This window comes from Amycolatopsis sp. NBC_00348 (genome assembly GCF_036114655.1).
Taxonomy (GTDB): domain Bacteria; phylum Actinomycetota; class Actinomycetes; order Mycobacteriales; family Pseudonocardiaceae; genus Amycolatopsis.
Genome location: NZ_CP107994.1, coordinates 8,723,446 through 8,744,535, shown reverse-complemented (window position 1 = coordinate 8,744,535; position 21,090 = coordinate 8,723,446). Strand labels below are relative to the sequence as shown.

Genomic DNA, 21,090 nt, shown 5'->3' with positions numbered 1-21,090 from the left:
TGCCGGCCTACTCCTCAGCCCACGCGACGCCCGCGGGACGCGCACCACCCGAGACGAGGAAAGCGAACGCCGCGCTCCGGACGTCCTCGTCCGGCAGCTCGGCGTCATCGGGGAACTCGAACTCGCCGGTGGCGAGGTAGTAAATGACCTCGCCCCACTCCGGCAACGAAAATTCCCCACCCGAGCTGCAAAACGCCTGATCGGCATCCGCGTAGCGGAGGATCCCGCGGTCACCGTGGAGTCCCACCATCAGGTTGGGCTTCGTCTTGTCGCCGTCCACCCACAGCTGGACGATCTGCGGCCCCTCCAGCGCCGCGACCGCATCCAGCGCCGCGGCCAGTTCGGCAGCGGTCGCCACCACGGCCGGGCGGTCCGCGTGCCCGGCGTAGTACGCCTCGAGTATCACTTGGATCTCCCCGTATAACGCTTGAAGAATCTCTTACCGTCCCCCGATTCGCCGTAGACGCTCAGGCTGAACCCATTCGGCAAGATGTTCTCCAGCTCTTCGTCACAGCCACCCTTACCGGGGCACGGAACGTGATTCAGGGTAACCGTGACATCACGAAGCCCGGTCTTCGCCATCCGGACCGCGAGCTTGGCCTCGACGTGTGATGCGATCGCGTACGGCGGCAAGCCGATCTTGCGGAAATATGCCTGCACCTCGGCGAAACTCGGCTCGTCGGGATCTTCTTCGTCGGTCTTTCGCTTGCCGCTGATCAGTAACCTGGGCTGTTCCCCGGAACCGGCGGCGGACCAGAGTCCGTGGGTCTTGTCCCCTTTGCCGACCCGCACAGGCGGCGGCAACTCGGCGCGGGACGCCGTGACCGTCGCCGGCTCGACGGGCGGTTTCGCCGGAATGGGTGCGACGACCGGCGGTCCGGCCAGATCCACACGATATGCGGCCAGATTTCGCGAAACCGTGTCGAGCCGAGCGGACAGGGCGGAAATGCCTCGACGGGCTTCGACAGCGAATGCCTGGGCTTGTTCCACCGACAGCGCCTTCGTTCCCTGCGTCACCTTCGCGAGATCCGTCGCAGCCTCGTCAAGGCCGGCACCGGCCTTCGCCATCGCCGCGACCGCGCGTTCGATCCTTTCCACGACCACGTCGAGTTCGGCTGCGAATTTCTCGACGTCGGACACCCGGCCTCCCCGCCTCGGTCCTTCGAGGTTGGCACGCATACCTGCTGGCAGGGGAGGGCATGCACCCGGGCGGAGCAGGCTCGAAACGACCACGAGCACCAGCACGGACCACGAATCACCCGAGTAGATCTATTGTGTGATCCAACTCACACCTCTAGCCTGGGGAAGCTCCCACCACCGAGCAGCTCCCGAGGAAGTGCCGCGATGCCGTGGTCACCGAATCACCCCGACTCCGTCGACGCGCTGTTCGCGCGCCGCGAGGCGCCGGTCCTCGCGCTGGCCGACGATGCGCGCAAGGTCGCGCTGGCGTGCCACGGCATGGCCCGGCGCTTCCACCGCGGCGGCAAGCTCGTCGTCTTCGGGAACGGCGGCCCGAGCACCGACGCCCAGCACGTGGCCGTGGAGTTCGTGCACCCGGTGATCGTCGGGAAGCGCGCGCTGCCCGCCCTCTCGCTGACCGCCGACGTCGCGACGGTCACCGGCGTCGCCAGCCGCGCGGGGCTCGACGACGTCTTCGCCCACCAGCTGCGGATCCTCGGCGAGCCGGCCGACATCGCGCTGGGCATCTCCACCGACGGCGAGTGCGGCAACGTCCGGCGCGCCCTCGAGACGGCCCGTGACCTCGGCATGCTCACCGTCGCCCTGACCGGTGGTAACGGCGGCGCGATTGCCGCGACTACTGGGCTGGACCACGTCTTCACCGCTCACTCGGACGACCCGCGCGTCGTCAAGGAGGTACACGTGACGACCTACCACGTTCTGTGGGAGCTCGTGCACGTCTTCTTCGAACAACCGGGCGTGCTCACCCCGGAGGTGGCGTCATGAGCGCCAGTGACGCGGACAGAGCGGCTACCCCCGTCTGCCACGACGGGGTGTGCATCACCTGCTCGGACACCGCGGTCGAGGTGACCGTAGTCGAACTCCTGGACCTCGGGTTCGCAGTCGTGGAAACCGGCTCCGGCCGGGAAGAGGTGAGCGTGGCGCTGGTTTCGGCCGGCGTCGGCGACCGAATCCTGGTGCACGCCGGAGAAGCCATCGCTCGCCTGGAGAATTCCTAGCCGAGGAGTTGACGCGCCATGTCGCGGGAACACACCCCCGTGGGCGCGGACGGTCTCGAAGCGCTGTACCCGTTCCTCTACGCGGGTGCCGGTGATGTCGACGCCGTCCTCGATCAGGTCGAAAAGTCCACTGTGGACAAGGTGCACGAGATCGTCGCGCTGCGCGCCCGGGTGCTGGCGGCCGATCGCGAGCGCCTGTTCGCCTGCGTGCAGGACGTCGCCCGCGCGTTCGCCGGCGGCGGCCGGCTGCTCGCGTTCGGCAACGGTGGCAGCTCGACCGACGCGCAGGACCTCGCCAGCCTGTTCCTGAGCCCGGCGGGTGCGGCGAAACCGTTGCCCGCCTTCGGGTTGACGAACGACATCGCGGTGGTGACCGCCCTCTCCAACGACATCGGGTTCGACGTCGTGTTCGCCCGCCAGCTGGCCGCGTTCGGCCGGGCCGGCGACATCGCGGTGGGCCTGTCCACCAGCGGGAACTCCGCGAACCTGTTGCGCGCTTTCGACGAGGCCGCCCGGCGCGGCATGGTGACGGTCGGCATCGCCGGCTACGACGGCGGGAAGATGGCCGAGCTGGACAGCATCGACCACCTCTTCGTCGTCCCGTCGCCGTCCGTGCACCGCATCCAGGAAGCCCAGACGACCCTTTACCACGCGCTGTGGGAACTGACCCTCGGCGCGCTCGACGACTTCGGGGTTGATCAGCCGTGACGCATGCCCAGCAAGAAGAGAAGCCCATCCACATCCTCTGGATCAACGCCGGCCTGTCGTGCGACGGCGACTCCGTCGCGCTGACCGCCGCGACGCAACCGAGCATCGAGGAGATCGTCCTCGGCGCGTTGCCCGGCCTGCCGAAGATCGCGGTCCACTGGCCGTTGATCGACTTCGAATGCGGCCCCGAGACGGGGGCCGACACGTTCATCGAGTGGTTCCACAAGGCCGACCGCGGTGAGCTGGACCCGTTCGTTCTGGTCGTCGAGGGGTCGATCCCGAACGAAGCGATCAAGGAAGAGGGCTACTGGTGCGGCTTCGGGAACAACCCCGAGACCGGCCAGCCGATGACGACCAGCGAGTGGCTGGACCGGCTGACGCCCAAGGCGCTGGCGGTGCTGGCCGTCGGCACCTGCGCCACCTACGGCGGCATCCACGCGATGGAGGGCAACCCGACCGGGGCCATGGGCGTGCCCGACTACCTGGGCTGGGACTGGAAGTCCGGTGCCGGCATCCCGATCGTCTGCGTGCCCGGTTGCCCGACGCACCCGGACAACCTGTCCGAGACGATCGTCTACCTGCTGTACCAGGCCGCCGGCCAGGCGCCGATGATCCCGCTCGACGACCACCTGCGGCCGCAGTGGCTCTTCGGCGCGACCGTGCACGAGGGCTGCGACCGCGGCGGCTACTACGAGCAGGGCGAGTTCGCCGACGAGTACGGCTCCCCGAAGTGCCTGGTCAAGCTGGGCTGCTGGGGCCCGGTCGTGAAGTGCAACGTGCCCAAGCGCGGCTGGATCAACGGCGTCGGCGGCTGCCCGAACGTCGGCGGCATCTGCATCGGCTGCACCATGCCCGGCTTCCCGGACAAGTTCATGCCGTTCATGGACGAGCCCCCGGGCGCGCACGTGTCGTCGCTGGCCAGCGGCGCGTACGGCTCGGTGATCCGGCGGCTGCGGAAGATCACCGAACGCAAGATCGACAACGAGCCCAAGTGGCGGCACAAGGGAAAGAAGCTCGACACCGGCTACAAGTCTTCTTGGCGCTGAAAGGGATCGGCAGATGACGGACAAGGGCATCAGCACCAAGGGCCGGACCGACCTCGTCGAGATGGCGTGGGACCCGATCACCCGGATCGTCGGCAGCCTCGGGATCTACACGAAGATCGACTGGTCGGCCAAGCGCGTCGTCGAGTGCCACAGCACGTCGTCGGTCTTCCGCGGCTACAGCATCTTCATGAAGGGCAAGGACCCGCGCGACGCGCACTTCATCACCAGCCGGATCTGCGGGATCTGCGGCGACAACCACGCGACGTGCTCGGTCTACGCGCAGAACATGGCCTACGGCGTCCGCCCGCCGCACCTTGGCGAGTGGATCCTCAACCTCGGCGAGGCCGCCGAGTACATGTTCGACCACAACATCTTCCAGGAGAACCTGGTCGGGGTCGACTACTGCGAGAAGATGGTCGCCGAGACCAACCCCGGCGTCCTGGAGCAGGCCAACCGCACCGAAGCGCCGCATGCGCGTGACCACGGCTTCAAGACCATCGGCGACATCATGCGCTCGCTGAACCCGCTGGAGGGCGAGTTCTACCGCGAGGCCCTGCAGGTCTCCCGGAGCACGCGCGAGATGTTCTGCCTGATGGAGGGCAGGCACGTCCACCCGTCGACGTTGTACCCGGGCGGCGTCGGCACGGTCGCCACCGTGCAGCTGTTCACCGACTACCTGACCCGGCTGATGCGCTACGTCGAGTTCATGAAGCGCTGCCTGCCGATGCACGACGACCTGTTCGACTTCTTCTACGAAGCCATCCCCGGCTACGAAGAGGTCGGCCGGCGCCGCGTCCTGCTCGGCTGCTGGGGCAGCCTGAACAACCCGGAGTACTGCGACTTCAGCTACGAGAACATGGAGTCCTGGGGCCGGAAGATGTACGTGACGCCCGGGATCGTCGTCGACGGCAAGCTCGTCACCACCAGCCTGCTCGACATCAACCTCGGCATCCGGATCCTGCTCGGCAGCTCGTTCTACGAGGACTGGGCCGACCAGCCGATGTTCGTCACGCAGGACCCGCTCGGCAACCCCGTCGACCAGCGCCACCCGTGGAACCAGCACACCATCCCGCGCCCGGCCAAGCGCGACTTCGACAGCAAGTACTCGTGGACGATGTCGCCGCGCTGGTTCGACGGCAAGGACCACCTCGCCCTCGACACCGGCGGCGGCCCGATCGCACGCCTGTGGGTGACGGCGCTCGCCGGGCTCGTCGACACGCCGTACGTCAAGTCGACCGGGCACAGCGTGACGATCGACCTGCCGCGCACGGCGACCAAGCCCGCGGTCAGCTTCGAGTGGAAGATCCCGCAGTGGAGCAACGCGCTCGAGCGCAACCGCGCGCGGACGTACTTCCAGGCGTACTCGGCCGCGATGGCCCTGCACTTCGCCGAGCAGGCCCTCGGTGAGGTCCGCAAGGGCAACACGAAGACGTGGGAGCCGTTCAAGGTCCCGGACGAGGGTGTGAGCTGCGGCTTCACCGAGGCGGTGCGCGGCGTGCTGTCGCACCACATGGTGATCAAGGGCGGCAAGATCGCGAACTACCACCCGTACCCGCCGACGCCGTGGAACGGCAGCGTCCGCGACAGCTTCGGCACGCCGGGGCCGTACGAGGACGCCGTGCAGAACACGCCGATCTTCGAGGAGAACACGCAGGAGAACTTCAAGGGCATCGACATCATGCGCGCGGTCCGCAGCTTCGACCCGTGCCTGCCATGCGGCGTCCACATGTACACCGGCAAGGGCAAGGTCGTCGAGCGGCTGCACACCCCGCACGCGTTCGGCGGGGAGATCGCCTGATGACCGACGTCGGCCAGGTCGGGGAGCGGATCGAGCGGCTGCTGGGCGAGTTCTCCGGCCCGGACGCCGAGGTCGCCGAGGACCTCGTCCACACGCTGCTCGAGTTCTACGGCGCGGGGCTGGAACGGATCGTGGAGATCGTCGACCGTCCCCTGCTGGACCGGCTCGCCGAGGACGAGCACGTCCGGGGCCTGCTCGTCCTGCACGACCTGCACCCGAAGTCGACGCACGAGCGGGTCGCCGAGGCGCTCGACAAGGTCCGGCCCTACCTGGGCTCGCACGCCGGCGACGTCGAGCTGGTCGGGATCGACGCCGACGGCGTGCTCAGCCTGCAGCTGCAGGGCACCTGCGACGGCTGCCCGTCGTCGACCGTCACCGCGAAGTACGCCATCGAGAAGGTGGTGCGGGAGGCGGCGCCGGAGATCTCCGACGTCCACGTCGCCGGCGTGGTGCCCGAGCAGACCGGCCCTGGCGGACGTCCGCTGCTGCCGCTGGAAGCGCTCGAGTGCCCGGTCCCCGCGGAGCCGGTGTGACGGGCGGACTGCGCAGGTTCCGCAACCCCGTCCAGCGGACGGCGCCCGGCGAGCGGTGCGAGCTGTGCGCCGAGCCGATCGGCGCGGAGCACGGGCACGTCATCGACCTGGAGTCCCGGGCGATCATGTGCTCTTGCCGGGGCTGCTACCTGCTCTTCACCCACCGCGGCGCGGGCGGGAAGCGGCACCGCGCGGTGCCGCAGCGGTTCCGGCACGCGCCGCGGTTCTCCCCCGGCGCCGCGTTGTGGGAGACGGCGGGGATCCCGGTGAAGACGGCGTTCCTGTTCCGCAACTCGGTGCAGGACCGGACGGTCGCGTTCTACCCGAGCCCGGCGGGGGCGACCGAGTCGCTCCTGCCGCTCGGCACCTGGGACGAGCTGCTGGCCGACACCCCGGCGTTCGCCGATGTCGCCGAGGACGTGGAAGCGTTGCTGCTGAACCAGCTCGACCTGGGTTTCGAGTGTTTCCTGGTGCCGATCGACGTCTGCTACGAGCTGGTCGGCATCGTCCGGACGACGTGGCGCGGCTTCGACGGCGGCACCGAGGCGCACGAGGCCATCGACGGTTTCTTCGCGAGTCTGCGGGAACGCAGTGAGGTCGTGGCGGATGGCTGAGCTGACTTTCGACTGCGTCGACGTCCAGCCGCTGAAGTACGCGGCGTCGCCGACACTGGCGTTCAAGCTGCGGATCAGCGAGCTGTCCGGGCAGCCGATCCACGCGATGGTGCTGCGCGTCCAGATCCGCATCGAGCCGCAGCGGCGCCGTTACGCCGACGACGAGTCCGAGCTGCTCACCCACCTCTTCGGCGACCGCTCCCGGTGGGGCGAGACGCTGAAGCCGTTCCAGTTCACGACGGTGTCGGTGGCGGTGCCCGGCTTCACCGGCGCCACCGAGATCGACGCCGAGGTCCCGTGCACCTACGACCTGGAAGTGGCCGCCGGCAAGTACTTCCACGCGCTGACCGAGGGTGTCGTACCGATGGTGCTGCTGTTCAGCGGCACGGTCTTCGGCAAGGGCGGGCCCGGGTTCTGGGTGGAGCAGGTGCCGTGGCACGCCCAGGCCGAGTACCGGATGCCGGTGAAGGTGTGGGACGAGCTGGTCGAGCGCTACTTCCCGAACGTCGCGTGGATCAAGCTGCCCAAGGAGACGGTGGACGCGCTGCTCAAGTACAAGGCGCGGCACGCCATCCCGACCTGGGAAGCGGCGATGGAACGACTGCTGGCCGGTGAGCCGTGAACGTCCTCGAACAGGCCCGCGCGGTCGGTGACGCCGTCCTCTACGAGGGCTACCTGCTCTACCCGTACCGCGCGTCGGCCGGGAAGAACAAGGTGCGCTGGCAGTGGGGTGTGCTGATGCCGCCGTCGTACGCCTCGGCCGACATCGGCGAGCACGCGTCGGCGCGCGTCGAGTGCCTGCTGGAGCCGCTCGCGCACACGATCCTGCACGTCAAGCTGCGGTTCCTGCAGGCGCGGACGCGGATCGCCCCCGACAGCACGTGGGACGAAGCCGTCGAGCAGGAGATCGACTTCGAGCTGCCGCTTTCGGAGCTCCCGGTCGAGACGCCGTTCCGGGTGCCCGGCGACGTGCCGGGCTCGAACGAGCTGTCCGGCACCCTCACCGCCCGGGCCGACCCGCTCGACGGGCCGTTCGGCGGCACCCGGCTGCACGTCGAGCTGCGCAACACGACGTCGTGGCCCTCCGACGGCGTCCGCGAGCACGCTCTCCGGCACGCGCTGCTCGCCGCCCACCTCGTGCTCGGCGTCGACACCGGGCACTTCCTGTCGATGCTGGACCCGCCGGAGTGGGCGAAACCCGCCGTCGAAGCCTGCAAGCAGGAACGGCTCTGGCCGGTGCTGATCGGCGACACGTCGCGCAGCACGGTGGTGCTGGCGTCGCCGATCATCCTCTACGACGACCCGGCGATCGCGCCGGAAAGCCCAGGTGACCTCTTCGACGGCACCGAGATCGACGAGATCCTCACGCTGCGCACGATGACCCTGACCGACGAGGAGAAACGCCAGGCCCGGGCCACCGACCCGCGCGCGGCGGCGATCGTCGACCGGGTCGACGCGATGCCGCCGGAGCTGCTCGAACGGCTGCACGGCGCGGTCCGGTCCGTGCGGCCGGCCACCAGGGAGCCCGAGCCCGAGACGGTGACCGTCGCGGGCGTCGACGTCACCGCCGGGTCGAAGGTGCGGCTGCGGCCGAACCTGCGCGGGACCGACGCCCAGGACATGTTCCTCGCCGGGCTGACCGCCACGGTCCGGAACGTGCTGTCCGATGTGGACGGTGTGCGGTACGTCGCCGTCACCCTCGACGACGACCCGGCCGCCGACCTGCAGACCACGCACGGCCGGTTCCGGTACTTCTCCCCCGACGAGATCGAGCCATTGGAGGTCGCGGAATGAGGCCACGAGTGCTGGTGGCGGGCATCGGCAACATCTTCCTGAGCGACGACGGCTTCGGCGTCGAGGTGATCAAGGAACTGGAAGGCACCGAACTGCCGGAATGGGTGCAGATCGCCGACTACGGCATCGCGGGTTTGCACCTGGCCTACGACCTGCTGGGCGGCTACGACACGACCATCCTGCTCGACGCCACCCCGCACGGGAAGCCGCCCGGCACGCTCTCGCTCATCGAAGCCGACGTCGACGACCTGGCGGCGTCGGCCTCGATAGACGCGCACGGCATGCAGCCCGAGGCGGTGTTCCGGCTGCTGCGGCTGCTCGGCGGCGACGCCGGGCGGGTGCTGATCGTCGGCTGCGAACCCGCGTGCCTCGAAGAGGGCATCGGGCTGTCGCCCGAAGTAACAGGGGCTATTCCGGCCGCGGTCCGCGCCGTCACCGAACTCGCCTGGGGCACCAGCCCGGCTCTGCCTGCCAAAACGCCGCCCGCCAAGGAGACCACGGAGGTCTGACGCATGAAACGTCTGTTGTTGCTGCTCGTGCTGATCGGCGGGGCGGCCTTCGTCGTCAAGCTGGTCGAGCCCGACGTCCGGCGGTACCTCGAGATGAGCCGGATGTAAGGCCGTGTGCCTCGGGATTCCGGGCGAAATCATCGAGATCAGCGAGGATCGACCGGACCTCGCGAAAGTCTCGGTCAGCGGCGTCAAGCGGCTCATCAACATCGGCCTGCTCGACGACGACCCGCCGAAGCCGGGCGACTGGATCCTCATCCACGTCGGCTTCGCACTGTCCAAAATAGACGAAGCGGAGGCCGCGGCCGCGCTGGACTTCCTCGAAAGCATCGGCAAGGCGTACGAGGACGAAATGGCCGCGTTGCTGGAATCGCAGATCGAATAGGAGACGTCATGCGTTTCGTCGACGAGTTCCGCGACGCGGAGAAGGCGCGGGCGCTGTCCGCGAAGATCACGTCGCTGTGCGAGCCGGGCCGCCAGTACAAGTTCATGGAGGTCTGCGGCGGGCACACGCACACCATCTACAAGCACGGCCTGGAGGACTACCTGCCCGAGAGCGTCACGCTGGTGCACGGGCCCGGCTGTCCGGTGTGCGTGATCCCGATGGGGCGGGTCGACGACGCCATCCACATCGCGCGGCAGCCCGGCGTGCTCATGACGTCGTTCGGCGACATGATGCGCGTGCCTGGGTCCGGCGGGAACTTCTTCGACTCGAACGCCGAGGGCACCAACATCCGGATGGTGTACTCGCCGCTGGACTCGCTGAAGATCGCCCGGCAGAACCCGGACCTGCGCGTCGTGTTCATGGCCATCGGCTTCGAGACGACCACGCCGTCCACCGCGATGACGCTGCTGCGCGCGGCCGCCGAGGGCATCGGGAACTTCTCGGTCTTCGCCAACCACGTCACGATCATCCCGGCGATCAAGGCCATCCTCGACTCCCCCGACCTGCGGCTCGACGGCTTCATCGGCCCGGGCCACGTCTCGACGGTGATCGGCTGCCGGCCGTACGAGTTCATCGCGCGCGACTACGGCAAGCCCGTGGTCGTCGCCGGCTTCGAGCCACTGGACATCCTGCAGTCGATCTACATGCTGATGGTGCAGCTGTCCGAGAAGCGGTCGGAAGTCGAGAACCAGTACTCGCGCGTGGTGCCGTGGAACGGGAACATGGTCGCGCTCAAGGCGATCAACGAGGTCATGGAGCTGCGGCCGTACTTCGAGTGGCGCGGCCTCGGGTTCATCTCGCACTCGGCGATGGCCGTCCGCGAGAAGTACGCGTCCTTCGACGCCGAGCGGATCTTCGAGATCCCCGGCCTGCGCGTCGCCGACCCGAAGGCGTGCCAGTGCGGCGAGGTGCTCAAGGGCGTGCTGAAACCGTGGGAGTGCAAGGTTTTCGGCACCGCGTGCACCCCGGAGACGCCGATCGGGACGTGCATGGTCTCGCCGGAAGGCGCCTGCGCGGCGTACTACAACTTCGGGCGGTTCAGCCGTACGCGCGTCCGGGAGGCGAGCCGGCATGAGCACGTCTGAGCGGCGCTCGACGATCCCGGTGCCGATGACGACGTCCGACCGCGAACAGCAGGTGCTCGACCGGATCGACCGCGCCCGCCGCCGGCGCGCGAAGGTCCGCGAAGAGCGCATCACGCTGTCGCACGGCGCGGGCGGCAAGGCCACGCAGACGCTGATCGAGGCCGTCTTCCTCGACGCGTTCCGCAACCCGCTGCTGGAGCCCCTGGAAGACGCGGCGACGCTGGCCATCGGCGACGCCCGCCTCGCCCTGACGACGGATTCGTACGTCGTCTCGCCGCTGTTCTTCCCCGGCGGCAACATCGGTGACCTGGCGATCAACGGCACGGTGAACGACCTGGCCGTGTCCGGCGCGCGGCCGCTGTACCTGACCGCGGGGTTCATCCTCGAGGAGGGTTTCCCGGTCGAGGACCTGCTGAAGATCGTCGAGTCGATGAAGGCGGCGGCCGCCGCGGCCGACGTCCAGATCGTCACCGGTGACACCAAAGTCGTCCAACGCGGGAAGGCCGACGGCGTTTACATCAACACAGCGGGGGTCGGCGTGCTCACGCGCACCGGCCTCGGGGTGGCCACCGTGAGGCCCGGAGACGCCGTCCTCGTCTCCGGGCCGATCGGCGACCACGGCGTCACGATCATGCTGGCCCGCGGCGAACTGGACATCGACGCCGACCTGGAGTCCGACACCGCGCCGGTGCACGACCTGGTCGCCGGCCTGCTGGCCGCGGTGCCGGGCGTGCGCGCGATGCGGGACGCGACCCGCGGCGGCGTCGCGACGATCCTCAACGAGATCGCCAAGGCGGCGGACGTCGCGGTGGTCGTCGACGAGAAGGCCGTCCCGGTCCGGACCGAGGTGCGCGGCGCGTCCGAGCTGCTCGGCATCGACCCGCTGTACGTCGCGTGCGAAGGCCGGATCGTGGTCGTCGTCGACGGCGCGCAGGCGTCGGACGCGCTGGCCGCGTTGCGCGCCCACCCGCTGGGCGCGGACGCGGCGATCATCGGGCGCGTCGCCGACGACCCGCCGGGCCTGGTGCTGCTGAACACGGCGTTCGGCGGCACCCGGATCGTGGACCTGCTGGTCGGGGACCCGCTGCCGAGGATCTGCTGAATGCACGAGATGTCGATCACGCAGTCGGTCGTCGACGCGATCGTCGCCAAGCTGGGCGACGCGACGGTGACCGGCGTGCGGCTGGAGATCGGGCGGCTGTCCGGCGTGGTGCCGGACAGCGTCCGCTTCTGCTTCGACGTCCTGTGCAGCGGCACCTCGCTGGACGGCGCCCGCCTGGAGATCGACGAGCCGTCCGGGCGGGCGCGCTGCCGCGACTGCGGCGCCGAGTTCACCCTGGACGACTTCATCCTGCTCTGCCCGTGCACCAGCGCGAACGTCGAAGTGCTGGCCGGGCGGGAACTGCGCATCACATCGGTAGAGGTGGTCTGAAATGTGCGACACCTGCGGCTGTTCCGACACCACTGACGTCCGGCTCACCGACCAGAGCCACACCGTGGTGCTGGAGCAGGACATCCTGGCGAAGAACGACGACCTCGCGGCCCACAACCGCATGCACCTGCGGGCGTCGGACGTCTTCGCGATCAACCTGATGAGTTCGCCGGGCGCCGGGAAGACGACGCTGCTGGAGCGCACCATCTCCGTTCTGGACACGCCGTGCGCGGTGATCGAAGGCGATCAGGAGACGCTGCTCGACGCCGAGCGCATCAAGGCCACGGGCGCGCCGGTCGTCCAGATCAACACCGGCGCCGGCTGCCACCTGGACGCGTCGATGCTGCACCGGGCCCTGCACTCGCTGTCGCCCGCGCGCGGGTCGATGCTGTTCATCGAGAACGTCGGCAACCTGGTCTGCCCGGCGTTGTTCGACCTCGGCGAGGCGGCGCGCGTGGTGATCCTCTCGGTGACCGAGGGGCCGGGCAAGCCGCTGAAGTACCCGCACATGTTCGCCGCGACGGACCTGGTGCTGCTGAACAAGGTCGACCTGCTGCCGTACGTCGACTTCGACGTCGACGAGTTCACGCGGGACACCCGCCGGGTGAACCCCACCGCTGAGATCTTGCCGGTCAGCGCGACCCGCGGCGACGGTCTCACCGCATGGTACGACTGGCTACGGCGACCTGGCCGAGGCTGATCCCGCCGTCGTTGGCCGGCACCCGCCGGTGGGTCAGCACGCGGAAACCCCGCTGTTCCAGCTGTTCCACGGTCCGATCGAGCAGCAGGACGTTCTGGAACACCCCACCGGACAACGCGACGGTGGTGCTGTGCTCGCGGAACCGGTCGCAGGTCCGGGCGATGGCGTCGGCGACGCCGTTGTGGAACCGCGCGGCCCTCACCGCCTTGGTGCCGGGATCGTCCAGCAGAGCGGCGATGAGGTCTTCACCGTGGACGACGTCGTCGATGCGCGCCCGGTAGGCGGACGTTTCGGCCGGATCGGCCAGCTGTTCCAGCTCGATGGCGGCCTGGCCCTCGTAGTTGACGGTGTCCCGGACGCCGAGCAACGCGGCGGCGGCGTCGAAGAGCCGTCCCGCGCTGGACGTCAGCGGTGAGTTGAGGCCGCTGCGGATGAGCTTGACGACGTCTTCTCGCGCCGGCCGCCCAAGCGCGTCCACATAGGACGCGGCCATCCGCCAGGGCTGCCGGATGGCTTGCGCCCCACCGGGCATCGCCACCGGTCGGAGATGCGTCAGTCGCTGGTAACTGCTCAGATCAGCGAGGAGGAACTCACCGCCCCAGATGGTGCCGTCGGGCCCGAACCCGGTCCCGTCGAAGGCGACGCCGAGCACCGGGCCGTCCTCGCCGTTGTCGGCCAGGCAGGAAGCGATGTGGGCGTGGTGGTGCTGGACGCCCAGCAGCTCGACGTCCTGTTCGAGCGCGTACTTCGTGGACAGGTACTCGGGGTGCAGATCGTGCGCGACGAGCACGGGATCGACGGCGAAGAGCCGTTCGAAGTGGGTGATGCCTTCGGTGAAGGACTTGAGCGTCTCGTAGTTCTCGAGGTCGCCGATGTGGTGCGAGACGAAAGCGTGGCGGCCTTTGGCCAGGCAGAAGGTGTTCTTGAGTTCGGCGCCACAGCCGAGAAGGTGCTGTTTCGTAGTGTGTTTCAGGCTGACAGGCTCGGGCGCATAACCGCGTGAACGCCGTTGCAGCTGCTCCCGGTTGCGCACGATCCGCACCACGGAATCGTCGGTCCGGATGTGAATGGGCCGATCATGGATGAGAAAGGCGTCGGCGATTTTATCGAGCCGCCCGAGTTCTTCATCCCGGTAGACGATGGGCTCATCGGAGACGTTGGCGCTGGTCAGCACGATCGGCCCGGTCTCTTGGAGCAGGAGATGGTGCAGCGGGGTATAGGGCAGCATGACCCCGATCCGCCGATTCCCCGGCGCGACAGCCTGTGCCAGCTCCCCCCGCTTGGGCAGCAGGACAATAGGCCTTTGCCGACCAGTCAACGCCGTTTCCGCGGCCTCGCTCACCTCGGCGAGCTCCCTGGCCTGCCCCAAATCGGCGACCATCACGGCAAAGGGCTTGTCCTCCCGATGTTTCCTCGCACGCAGCTTCCGAGCCGCCTCTTCATGCCGAGCGCCGACAGCGAGGTGATAACCCCCAAGCCCCTTCACAGCCAGAACGGCACCTTGCGCCAGTGCCGCGGCAGCTTTCTGGATCGCGTCACCGCCCCCGGGCTCGAACCGCAAAATGGGCCCACAAACCGGACAACAGACGGGCTGGGCGTGAAACCGCCGGTCGCCGGGGTCTTCGTACTCCCGCTTGCACTCGGCGCACATCTCGAACCCGGCCATGGTCGTGAACGGCCGGTCGTAGGGAACCCCGGTGACGATGGTGAACCGGGGTCCGCAGTTGGTGCAGTTGATGAACGGGTACCGGTAGCGCCGATCAGCCGGATCCCCCACCTCACGCAGGCAGTCTTCGCAGGTGGCAGAGTCGGCGGAGATCAGCGTGTCGGCAACACCCCCACCCGGGCTCTCGACGATGACGAACCCGACGTCACCCTTCGTCGCGATTTCCCGGACCTGCACCTCGTCGACAACAGCAAGTGGCGGCGCTTCGGCCTTGAGCGCCGCCAGAAAAGCCTCGACGGCCTCCCCTTCGACCTCGGCGAAAACCCCGCGAACGTCGTTTCCCACAAAGCCGGAAAGCTCGAGCCGCGAGGCGAGCTGGTGCACGAAGGGCCGAAACCCCACCCCCTGCACAACCCCGAACACCCGGACGGCCACCCGCACGCGCTCAGTCTGCGCCTGCACCGGACCATTCGGCCAGGGCTGGGAGGTCCGGCTGCTGTCGCAACGCTTCCAGCACCACGTTCACCGCCGCTCGCAGCGGCGACCCGCGGCGCACCGCCGCCACGATCGTGCGGTTCACCGGGGTCGTCAGCTCCCGCGTCGCCACCCGATACCGCCGGTCCACCGCCAGGCCCGGGAGCAGCGCGATCGACAGGCCGGCCTCCACGTGTTGCAGCGTCATCAGGTAGTTGGCGAAGCGGCACACCACCCGCGGCTCGAAACCGGACTCGCGGCACAGGCGCAGCGTCAGGTTCGCCATGTACGACTGCGGGACGTCCAGCGCCCACGGCTCGTCCGCGAACGCCGCCAGGGAGACGGGCGGGCCTCCCGAAGCCGTCACCAGCACGATCGGGTCGGTGGCCAGCGGGACGATGTCCAGGTCCGGGCCCAGGGGCAGCTCGACGAAGTCCGTCGTCGTGATGATCACGTCCGCGTCGCCGCCGCGCAGGGCGGGGATGCTCTCGTGCGGTTCCAGCTCCAGGAGCTCGACGTCCAGGTGCGGGTACGTCGCCGCGAGCCGAGTCACCGCCGGGACCGCCATCGTGTGGATCGCGCTCTGGAACGCGCCCAGCCGCACCAGGCCGACCGGCTCGTCGCCGAGGCCGCGCAGCTCCGCCTCGACCGTGTCCATGTGGTCGAGGATCGCCCGCGCGCGCCGCGCCAGCATCAGGCCCGCGGGCGTCAGCCGGACCCGGCGGCCGGTGCGTTCCAGCAGCTGGGTGCGGGTTTCCGCTTCGAGCACGGCCAGCTGCTGCGACACGCTCGACGCGCTCAGGTTCGCGTCCTGCGCGACCGCGCGGACCGTGCCCAGGGTGTCGAGGCGGCTCAGCAGCCGCAGGCGCCACGGGTTCAACATCCGTCCATTGTTGTTCGGATCAACCGAACAGGACAGCCGGAATTGTGAGATGGACGTGACGCTCGGACCGGACCTACCGTCGAAGGCATGGCTGCTCCGACTTACGAGACCACCTCCGCAGACGCCTTCTGGGCCGACGCCGACAAGCACCTGGTCCGCTACGGCGGCGCCTTCACCCACGAGATCATCGACCACGCCGAAGGCAGCTTCGTCTTCACCGAAGACGGCCGCCGGATCCTCGACTTCACCTCCGGCCAGATGAGCGCGATCCTCGGGCACTCGCACCCGGAGATCGTCGACACCGTCCGGCGGCAGGTCGGGAAGCTCGATCACCTGTTCAGCGGCATGCTGAGCCGCCCGGTCGTCGACCTCGCGCGCCGTCTCGCCGAGACGCTCCCGGCGCCGCTGGAGAAGGCGCTGCTGCTGACGACCGGGGCCGAGTCCAACGAGGCCGCGATCCGGCTGGCGAAACTCGTCACCGGCAAGCACGAGATCGTCTCGTTCGCCCGGTCGTGGCACGGCATGACGCAGGCCGCGGCGAGCGCCACCTACAGCGCCGGCCGCAAGGGGTACGGCCCGGCCGCGCCCGGCAACTTCGCCATCCCGGCGCCCAACCGCTACCGGCCGGACTTCACCGGCGCCGACGGCGAACTGGACTGGCGGCGGCAGCTCGACTTCGGCTTCGAGATGATCGACGCGCAGTCGGTCGGCAGCCTGGCCGCGTGCCTCGTCGAGCCGATCCTCAGCTCCGGCGGCATCATCGAGCCACCGCCGGGCTACTTCGCCGCGCTGCGGGAAAAGTGCCGCGAGCGCGGCATGCTGCTGATCGTCGACGAGGCCCAGACCGGCCTCTGCCGCACCGGCAACTGGTACGCCTTCGAGCGCGACGGCGTCGTCCCCGACATCCTCACACTCTCCAAGACGCTCGGCGCCGGCCTGCCGCTCGCCGCGGTGCTGACCAGCGCCGAGATCGAGCAGGAGGCGCACGACCGCGGGTTCCTGTTCTTCACCACGCACGTCGCCGACCCGCTGCCGGCCGCCGTCGGCAACACCGTGCTCGACGTCCTGACCCGCGACCGCCTCGACGAGCGCGCGCTGCAGCTGGGCGGCCTGCTCCGGCACGGCCTCGAGCGCATCGCGCACCGGCACGAGGTCGTCGGCGACATCCGTGGCCGCGGGCTGCTGGCCGGGCTGGAACTGGTCGTGGACCGCGAAACCAAGCGCAGCTCGGACGAACTGGGCGCACGCGTCACCAGCCGCTGCCTCGAACTGGGGCTGCACATGAACATCGTGCAGCTGCCCGGCATGGGCGGGGTGTTCCGGATCGCCCCGCCGCTGACGGCGTCCGAAGAGGAGATCTCCCTCGGCCTGGCCATCCTCGACGAGGCGATCGGAGACGCCGTCAAGACGCTTTGACCGGCCTGAAGAGGTTGACCAGCGTGCCGTCCGGGTCGCGGAGGAGCAGCGACCGGTTGCCCCAGGGCATCGTCGTGGGCTCGGTGACGAACTCGATCTCGCCCTGCTTGAGCCGGGCGTACTCGGCGTCGACGTCGTCGACGAGGAACTCGATGATCGCGCTGTGGTTGTCGGCCGGCCGCGCCGAGCCCGGGCTGAAGATCCCGACCGTCCGCGTGCTGCCGATGGCGAGGGTGAACGCCGGCGTCGCGACCTCGGCGAAGTCCGGCGTGGCCCAGGTCGCCGGCAGGCCGGTGACGTGCTCGTAGAAGCCGACGAGCCGGGCGACGTCGTCGGTGATGATGCGCAGCGAGGCGATCTGTGTGGTCATGCCGACGACGTTAGAACCGATACCGGACAGGATCCGCCCGGTATAAGACGCGGTATGAGAAAGGCCTCCTTGCCGGCCCGGGGAGCCGGCAAGGAGGCCTTTTTCAGGACAGCGTCAGAAGCCCGCCGTCACCCTGGTGAAGTCCCAGTCGTTCTGCGCGATGCCACTGCACGCCGCCTGCACACCGCCGCCGGGGCAACCGCGGTCGCGGTTGACCGACCAGAACGCCAGGCGGCCGATCTTGTTCGTCTTGGCCCAGTTCGTGATCTGGGTCCACGTCGAAAGATCGGTCAGCTCCTGCTGGTCGGACAGGCCGTTCATGCCCGAGATGCCGAGGTGGTTGTACGCCGTGGCGTCGTTCCACCCGAACGTCGACTTCAGCTTGTCCCGCAAGCCGTTCGCCGCGCCGGTCGTGCTGGCGTACATGTTGGCGCCGCCGCCGAAGTCGAACGGCATGATCGTGTAGATGTCGACCCCGGCGCCCAGCGCCTTCGACTGGTCGATGAGCCGGTTGCCGTAGTAGTTCGGGCCGGTCGTCGAGGTGCCGAAGGTCAGGATCGTCTGGATCCCGGGGTTGTTCTGCTTCACGATCTTCAGCGCGTTCAGGATGCGGTCCTGCACGGCCTCGTTCTCGAACTCGTCGGAGTTCTCGATGTCGATGTCGATCGCCTTGAGGCCGTACGCGTTGATGACCTGCTGGTAGGCGCCGGCCAGCGCGGCCGGCGTCGAGCAGTTCGGCCCGAGCTTGTTGCCGCTCCAGCCGCCGAACGACGGCACGACCTGGCCACCCGCCGCCTTGATCTGCGCGATCGCGGTCGCGTCCGCGCTGCCGCTCAGCGGACGGCTGCTGTCCCACGCCGGGTTGCAGCCACCGGAGGCGTTGACGAACGCCATGGTGAACCACTTGACGCCGGTCGCGTTCATCACCGTCTGCGGGTTCGGCGGGTTGCCCCAGCCCATGTAGAGGTACGGCGCGCCGCGGCCACCCGGCTGGTTCGGGGGCGTGGTGGTCGGCGGCGGTGTCGTCGTGGGCGGGGTGGTGGGCGTGGTCGTCGGGGTGGTGCCCCCGGCCGTGCACGCGCCGCCGTTGAGCTTGCAGTTCGCCGGAGCGGAGTACGCGCCCGAGTACGTCACGTTGAACCCGAAGCTCGCGCTACCGCCGTTGCCGACGTTGCCGTTCCACGTGTTCTTGACCGTGACGTGCTGGCCGGCCGCCGTGTAGCTGCCGTCCCAGAGCGACGCGATCTTCGCGCCGCCCGGCAGGTCGAACTCCACCGTCCAGGTCGGCAGCGTCGAGCCCGAGCCGTTGGCGATCGTGTACTTGCCCTCGTAGCCGGTGCCCCAGTCGGAGCCCTTCGCGAAGGTCGCGGAGACGCCGCCCGCCGCGTTCGCCGGAGCGATCACGAACACGGCACCGACCGTGGCGGCCGCGGCCGCCAGCCCGAGTGCGGACAACCAGCGGCTTCTCACGAGAGGCCGTTCTTCATGGCGGTGATCAGCTCGCCGTTGCCGGTGTCACCGGTCAGCTCCCAGAAGAAGGCGCCGCCGAGGCCCTGCTGCTTGGCGTAGGACATCTTGCCGCCGATGGTCGCCGGGGTGTCGTAGCTCCACCAGTTGCTGCCGCACTTGGCGTACGCGGTGCCGGCGAACGTGCCGGTCGACGGGCAGCTGTTCTTCAGGACCTTGTAGTCCTCGATGCCCGCCTCGTACGTGCCGGGCGCGGCGCCGGTCGCGGTGCCACCCGGGGTGCTCTGCGTGACGCCGGTCCAGCCGCGGCCGTAGAACCCGATGCCCAGCAACAGCTTGCTCGACGGGACGCCCTTGCTCTTCAGCTTCTGGATCGCGGCGTCGGAGTAGAAGCCCTGCGTCGGGATGCCCGTGAAGTTGGTGAGCGGCGAGTGCGGCGCCGTCGGACCCTGCGGCGCCCAGGCGCCGAAGTAGTCGTAGGTCATGACGTTGAACCAGTCGACGGACGCCGCGGCACCGGCGTAGTCGGCGACGTCGAGCTTGCCGCCGTTGCTGCCGTCCGCCGAGATGGCCGAGGTGACCAGGAACGACGAGCCGAACTTCGACCGCAGCGCGGACAGCAGGTTCTTGTAGGCCGCGGCACCGCTGGTGTCACAGCTCAGGCCGCAGGCGTTGGGGTACTCCCAGTCGATGTCGATGCCGTCCCAGATGTCGGCCCAGCGCGGGTCCTTCAGCAGGTTGTAGCAGGACTGCGCGAACGCGGCCGGGTTCTGCGCGGCCTGGCCGAAGCCACCGGAGTACGTCCAGCCGCCGAACGACCAGATCACCTTGAGCCCGGGGTGCAGCTTCTTCAGCTTGCGCAGCTGGTTGAAGTTGCCGGCCACCGGCTGGTCCCAGGTGTCGGCGACGCCGTCGACACTGCCCGCGGCGTCGTAGGTCTTCTGGTAGTCGGCGTACGGGTCGTCGTTGGCCGTGCACTGGCCGTTCTTGACGTTGCCGAACGAGTAGTTGATGTGGGTCAGCTTGCTCGCCGAACCCGAGGTCTCGATGTTCTTGACGTGGTAGTTGCGCCCGTAGACGCCCCACTGCACGAAGTAGCCGACGTTCTTCAGGCCACCGGGCGGAGGCGGCGTGGTCGTCGTCGGCGGGGTCGTCGTCGGCGGGGTCGTCGTCGGCGGGGTCGTCGTCGGCGGCGTGGTCGGCGTGGTCGGCGTCGTGGTCGGCTGCGTCGGGGTCGTCGGCGTGGTGGTCGGGGTGCCACCGCCGGCGTCACAGGAGCCGCCGTTCAGCTTGCAGTTCGCCGGCGCCGAGTAGGTGCCGGAGTAGCTGACGTTGAAGCCGAAGCTGACGCTCGCGCCGTTGCCGACGTTGCCGTTCCAGGTGTTCTTGACGGTGACGTGCTGGCCGGCCGCGGTGTAGCTGCCGTCCCAGAGCGACGCGATCTTCGCGCCGGACGGGAGGTCGAACTCGACCGTCCACGCGGCCAGCGTCGAGCCGGAGCCGTTGGCGATCGTGTACTTGCCTTCGTAGCCGGTGCTCCAGTCGGAGCCCTTGGTGAAACTGGCGCCGACACCGCCGGCCGCGCTGGCCGGCACGGTGACCAGGCCGACCGCGATCGCGCCGACCGCGGTGAACAGACCGAGGAGGTGCCATCTCTTTCTGGACATTCGTCTCCCTTGACGCAGGTGCTTTGTGCGACGTTCCGGGCACGGCGTTCACGAACACCACCGACGGGGACCAGTTGGTGTTTTTGTGCCGTTTGCGAAGACGGTACGTGGTCCAGACCAATTAGGGAAGCACGAGTACGGAGAGTGCCGAAGGGCGGCTGAACGGCTTAAACCTGTGATCGGCGTTGCCGGTTCGGTGGTCCAGTCCAGTTACGCAAAGCAGCCGAGCTCGACGATCGTCTCGCATGTCGAACTACTACTCAAAGCATCACTAAGACTACATTC

At 68.8% G+C, this 21,090-nt stretch carries 24 protein-coding genes; 17 read left to right on the top strand and 7 right to left on the bottom strand.

From position 1 onward, the window contains the following. Positions 1–7: 7 nt before the first annotated feature. Complete coding sequence (locus tag OHS58_RS38970) at positions 8–406, bottom strand: Imm1 family immunity protein (protein WP_328645718.1); 399 nt, start codon at positions 404–406, stop codon at positions 8–10. Next, on the bottom strand, positions 403–1,140 hold the full coding sequence (locus tag OHS58_RS38965) for a DddA-like double-stranded DNA deaminase toxin (protein WP_328645717.1): 738 nt from the start codon (positions 1,138–1,140) through the stop codon (positions 403–405). The genes OHS58_RS38970 and OHS58_RS38965 overlap by 4 nt, the downstream gene beginning before the upstream one ends. A 204-nt stretch (positions 1,141–1,344) precedes the next feature. Here OHS58_RS38965 and OHS58_RS38960 point away from each other — a divergent pair, with 204 nt between their 5' ends. The 16 genes from OHS58_RS38960 to hypB are packed head-to-tail and all read left to right on the top strand — an operon-like array spanning position 1,345 to position 12,862. Continuing rightward, entirely contained in the window at positions 1,345–1,965 is a 621-nt protein-coding gene (locus OHS58_RS38960; RefSeq protein ID WP_326945688.1) for a D-sedoheptulose-7-phosphate isomerase, read from the top strand. After that, on the top strand, positions 1,962–2,198 hold the full coding sequence (locus tag OHS58_RS38955) for a HypC/HybG/HupF family hydrogenase formation chaperone (protein WP_326945687.1): 237 nt from the start codon (positions 1,962–1,964) through the stop codon (positions 2,196–2,198). Before OHS58_RS38960 ends, OHS58_RS38955 begins: the two co-directional genes overlap by 4 nt. An 18-nt stretch (positions 2,199–2,216) precedes the next feature. Continuing rightward, positions 2,217–2,906 (top strand): D-sedoheptulose-7-phosphate isomerase, encoded by a 690-nt coding sequence (locus OHS58_RS38950; protein ID WP_326956275.1) that lies wholly within the window; start codon positions 2,217–2,219, stop codon positions 2,904–2,906. Next, positions 2,903–3,952: a hydrogenase expression protein HypE gene (locus OHS58_RS38945; RefSeq protein WP_326945685.1), complete on the top strand. Its 1,050-nt coding sequence runs from the start codon at positions 2,903–2,905 to the stop codon at positions 3,950–3,952. Before OHS58_RS38950 ends, OHS58_RS38945 begins: the two co-directional genes overlap by 4 nt. Positions 3,953–3,965: 13 nt before the next feature. Next, the gene (locus OHS58_RS38940; protein WP_328645716.1) at positions 3,966–5,750 is read left to right on the top strand and encodes a nickel-dependent hydrogenase large subunit; all 1,785 of its coding nucleotides are present in this window, start codon (positions 3,966–3,968) and stop codon (positions 5,748–5,750) included. After that, a complete protein-coding gene (locus OHS58_RS38935) occupies positions 5,750–6,283 on the top strand; it encodes a NifU family protein (protein WP_326956276.1) in 534 nt (177 codons plus the stop codon). The genes OHS58_RS38940 and OHS58_RS38935 overlap by 1 nt, the downstream gene beginning before the upstream one ends. Then, a complete protein-coding gene (locus OHS58_RS38930; RefSeq protein ID WP_326945682.1) occupies positions 6,280–6,897 on the top strand; it encodes a DUF5947 family protein in 618 nt (205 codons plus the stop codon). Before OHS58_RS38935 ends, OHS58_RS38930 begins: the two co-directional genes overlap by 4 nt. Next, positions 6,890–7,519 carry a DUF6084 family protein gene (locus OHS58_RS38925; RefSeq protein ID WP_326956277.1) on the top strand — a complete coding sequence of 210 codons (630 nt, stop codon included), beginning with the start codon at positions 6,890–6,892 and terminating at the stop codon, positions 7,517–7,519. The genes OHS58_RS38930 and OHS58_RS38925 overlap by 8 nt, the downstream gene beginning before the upstream one ends. Beyond that, positions 7,516–8,691, top strand: a complete 1,176-nt coding sequence (locus tag OHS58_RS38920) for a hypothetical protein (protein ID WP_328645715.1) — start codon at positions 7,516–7,518, stop codon at positions 8,689–8,691. Before OHS58_RS38925 ends, OHS58_RS38920 begins: the two co-directional genes overlap by 4 nt. Next, a complete protein-coding gene (locus OHS58_RS38915; RefSeq protein WP_326956279.1) occupies positions 8,688–9,200 on the top strand; it encodes a hydrogenase maturation protease in 513 nt (170 codons plus the stop codon). Before OHS58_RS38920 ends, OHS58_RS38915 begins: the two co-directional genes overlap by 4 nt. A 3-nt stretch (positions 9,201–9,203) precedes the next feature. Beyond that, complete coding sequence (locus tag OHS58_RS48840) at positions 9,204–9,308, top strand: DUF6893 family small protein (protein ID WP_410619149.1); 105 nt, start codon at positions 9,204–9,206, stop codon at positions 9,306–9,308. A gap of 4 nt (positions 9,309–9,312) precedes the next feature. Further along, positions 9,313–9,585: a HypC/HybG/HupF family hydrogenase formation chaperone gene (locus tag OHS58_RS38910; RefSeq protein WP_323329030.1), complete on the top strand. Its 273-nt coding sequence runs from the start codon at positions 9,313–9,315 to the stop codon at positions 9,583–9,585. Positions 9,586–9,593: 8 nt separating this feature from the next. Further along, a complete protein-coding gene (gene hypD / locus OHS58_RS38905) occupies positions 9,594–10,730 on the top strand; it encodes a hydrogenase formation protein HypD (protein WP_326945678.1) in 1,137 nt (378 codons plus the stop codon). 25 nt (positions 10,731–10,755) lie between these two features. Further along, entirely contained in the window at positions 10,756–11,832 is a 1,077-nt protein-coding gene (hypE, locus tag OHS58_RS38900; RefSeq protein WP_328649927.1) for a hydrogenase expression/formation protein HypE, read from the top strand. Further along, complete coding sequence (locus OHS58_RS38895) at positions 11,833–12,162, top strand: hydrogenase maturation nickel metallochaperone HypA/HybF (protein ID WP_326956281.1); 330 nt, start codon at positions 11,833–11,835, stop codon at positions 12,160–12,162. 1 nt (position 12,163) lies between these two features. Then, entirely contained in the window at positions 12,164–12,862 is a 699-nt protein-coding gene (gene hypB, locus OHS58_RS38890; protein WP_328645714.1) for a hydrogenase nickel incorporation protein HypB, read from the top strand. On the opposite strand, the gene hypF is transcribed toward hypB, so the two are convergent. Further along, the gene (gene hypF, locus OHS58_RS38885; protein WP_328645713.1) at positions 12,819–14,969 is read right to left on the bottom strand and encodes a carbamoyltransferase HypF; all 2,151 of its coding nucleotides are present in this window, start codon (positions 14,967–14,969) and stop codon (positions 12,819–12,821) included. The genes hypB and hypF overlap by 44 nt on opposite strands. Positions 14,970–14,973: 4 nt before the next feature. Further along, positions 14,974–15,885, bottom strand: coding sequence for a LysR family transcriptional regulator (locus OHS58_RS38880; RefSeq protein WP_326956284.1), 912 nt, complete (start codon positions 15,883–15,885; stop codon positions 14,974–14,976). Between the two features lie 87 nt (positions 15,886–15,972). Here OHS58_RS38880 and OHS58_RS38875 point away from each other — a divergent pair, with 87 nt between their 5' ends. Then, positions 15,973–17,301, top strand: a complete 1,329-nt coding sequence (locus tag OHS58_RS38875; RefSeq protein ID WP_328645712.1) for an aspartate aminotransferase family protein — start codon at positions 15,973–15,975, stop codon at positions 17,299–17,301. Here OHS58_RS38875 and OHS58_RS38870 read toward each other — a convergent pair. From OHS58_RS38870 to OHS58_RS38860, 3 genes are all read right to left on the bottom strand, one after another. Next, positions 17,288–17,671 (bottom strand): VOC family protein, encoded by a 384-nt coding sequence (locus OHS58_RS38870; protein WP_247060037.1) that lies wholly within the window; start codon positions 17,669–17,671, stop codon positions 17,288–17,290. The genes OHS58_RS38875 and OHS58_RS38870 overlap by 14 nt on opposite strands. 114 nt (positions 17,672–17,785) lie before the next feature. Beyond that, positions 17,786–19,141, bottom strand: a complete 1,356-nt coding sequence (locus OHS58_RS38865) for a cellulose binding domain-containing protein (protein ID WP_247060034.1) — start codon at positions 19,139–19,141, stop codon at positions 17,786–17,788. Continuing rightward, a complete protein-coding gene (locus OHS58_RS38860; RefSeq protein ID WP_328645711.1) occupies positions 19,138–20,805 on the bottom strand; it encodes a glycosyl hydrolase family 18 protein in 1,668 nt (555 codons plus the stop codon). Before OHS58_RS38860 ends, OHS58_RS38865 begins: the two co-directional genes overlap by 4 nt. Positions 20,806–21,090: the final 285 nt, after the last annotated feature.

Excerpts from the sequence above, each read along its gene's own strand:
- OHS58_RS38895 (WP_326956281.1), top strand. The coding sequence starts at position 11,833 with ATGCACGAGATGTCGATCACGCAGTCGGTCGTCGACGCGATCGTCGCC.
- OHS58_RS38875 (WP_328645712.1), top strand. The coding sequence starts at position 15,973 with ATGGCTGCTCCGACTTACGAGACCACCTCCGCAGACGCCTTCTGGGCC.
- OHS58_RS38950 (WP_326956275.1), top strand. The coding sequence starts at position 2,217 with ATGTCGCGGGAACACACCCCCGTGGGCGCGGACGGTCTCGAAGCGCTG.
- hypE (WP_328649927.1), top strand. The coding sequence starts at position 10,756 with ATGACGACGTCCGACCGCGAACAGCAGGTGCTCGACCGGATCGACCGC.
- OHS58_RS38960 (WP_326945688.1), top strand. The coding sequence starts at position 1,345 with ATGCCGTGGTCACCGAATCACCCCGACTCCGTCGACGCGCTGTTCGCG.
- OHS58_RS38955 (WP_326945687.1), top strand. The coding sequence starts at position 1,962 with ATGAGCGCCAGTGACGCGGACAGAGCGGCTACCCCCGTCTGCCACGAC.
- OHS58_RS48840 (WP_410619149.1), top strand. The coding sequence starts at position 9,204 with ATGAAACGTCTGTTGTTGCTGCTCGTGCTGATCGGCGGGGCGGCCTTC.
- OHS58_RS38915 (WP_326956279.1), top strand. The coding sequence starts at position 8,688 with ATGAGGCCACGAGTGCTGGTGGCGGGCATCGGCAACATCTTCCTGAGC.
- hypB (WP_328645714.1), top strand. The coding sequence starts at position 12,164 with ATGTGCGACACCTGCGGCTGTTCCGACACCACTGACGTCCGGCTCACC.
- hypD (WP_326945678.1), top strand. The coding sequence starts at position 9,594 with ATGCGTTTCGTCGACGAGTTCCGCGACGCGGAGAAGGCGCGGGCGCTG.
- OHS58_RS38940 (WP_328645716.1), top strand. The coding sequence starts at position 3,966 with ATGACGGACAAGGGCATCAGCACCAAGGGCCGGACCGACCTCGTCGAG.
- OHS58_RS38880 (WP_326956284.1), bottom strand. The coding sequence starts at position 15,885 with ATGTTGAACCCGTGGCGCCTGCGGCTGCTGAGCCGCCTCGACACCCTG.
- OHS58_RS38925 (WP_326956277.1), top strand. The coding sequence starts at position 6,890 with ATGGCTGAGCTGACTTTCGACTGCGTCGACGTCCAGCCGCTGAAGTAC.
- OHS58_RS38860 (WP_328645711.1), bottom strand. The coding sequence starts at position 20,805 with ATGTCCAGAAAGAGATGGCACCTCCTCGGTCTGTTCACCGCGGTCGGC.
- OHS58_RS38935 (WP_326956276.1), top strand. The coding sequence starts at position 5,750 with ATGACCGACGTCGGCCAGGTCGGGGAGCGGATCGAGCGGCTGCTGGGC.
- OHS58_RS38870 (WP_247060037.1), bottom strand. The coding sequence starts at position 17,671 with ATGACCACACAGATCGCCTCGCTGCGCATCATCACCGACGACGTCGCC.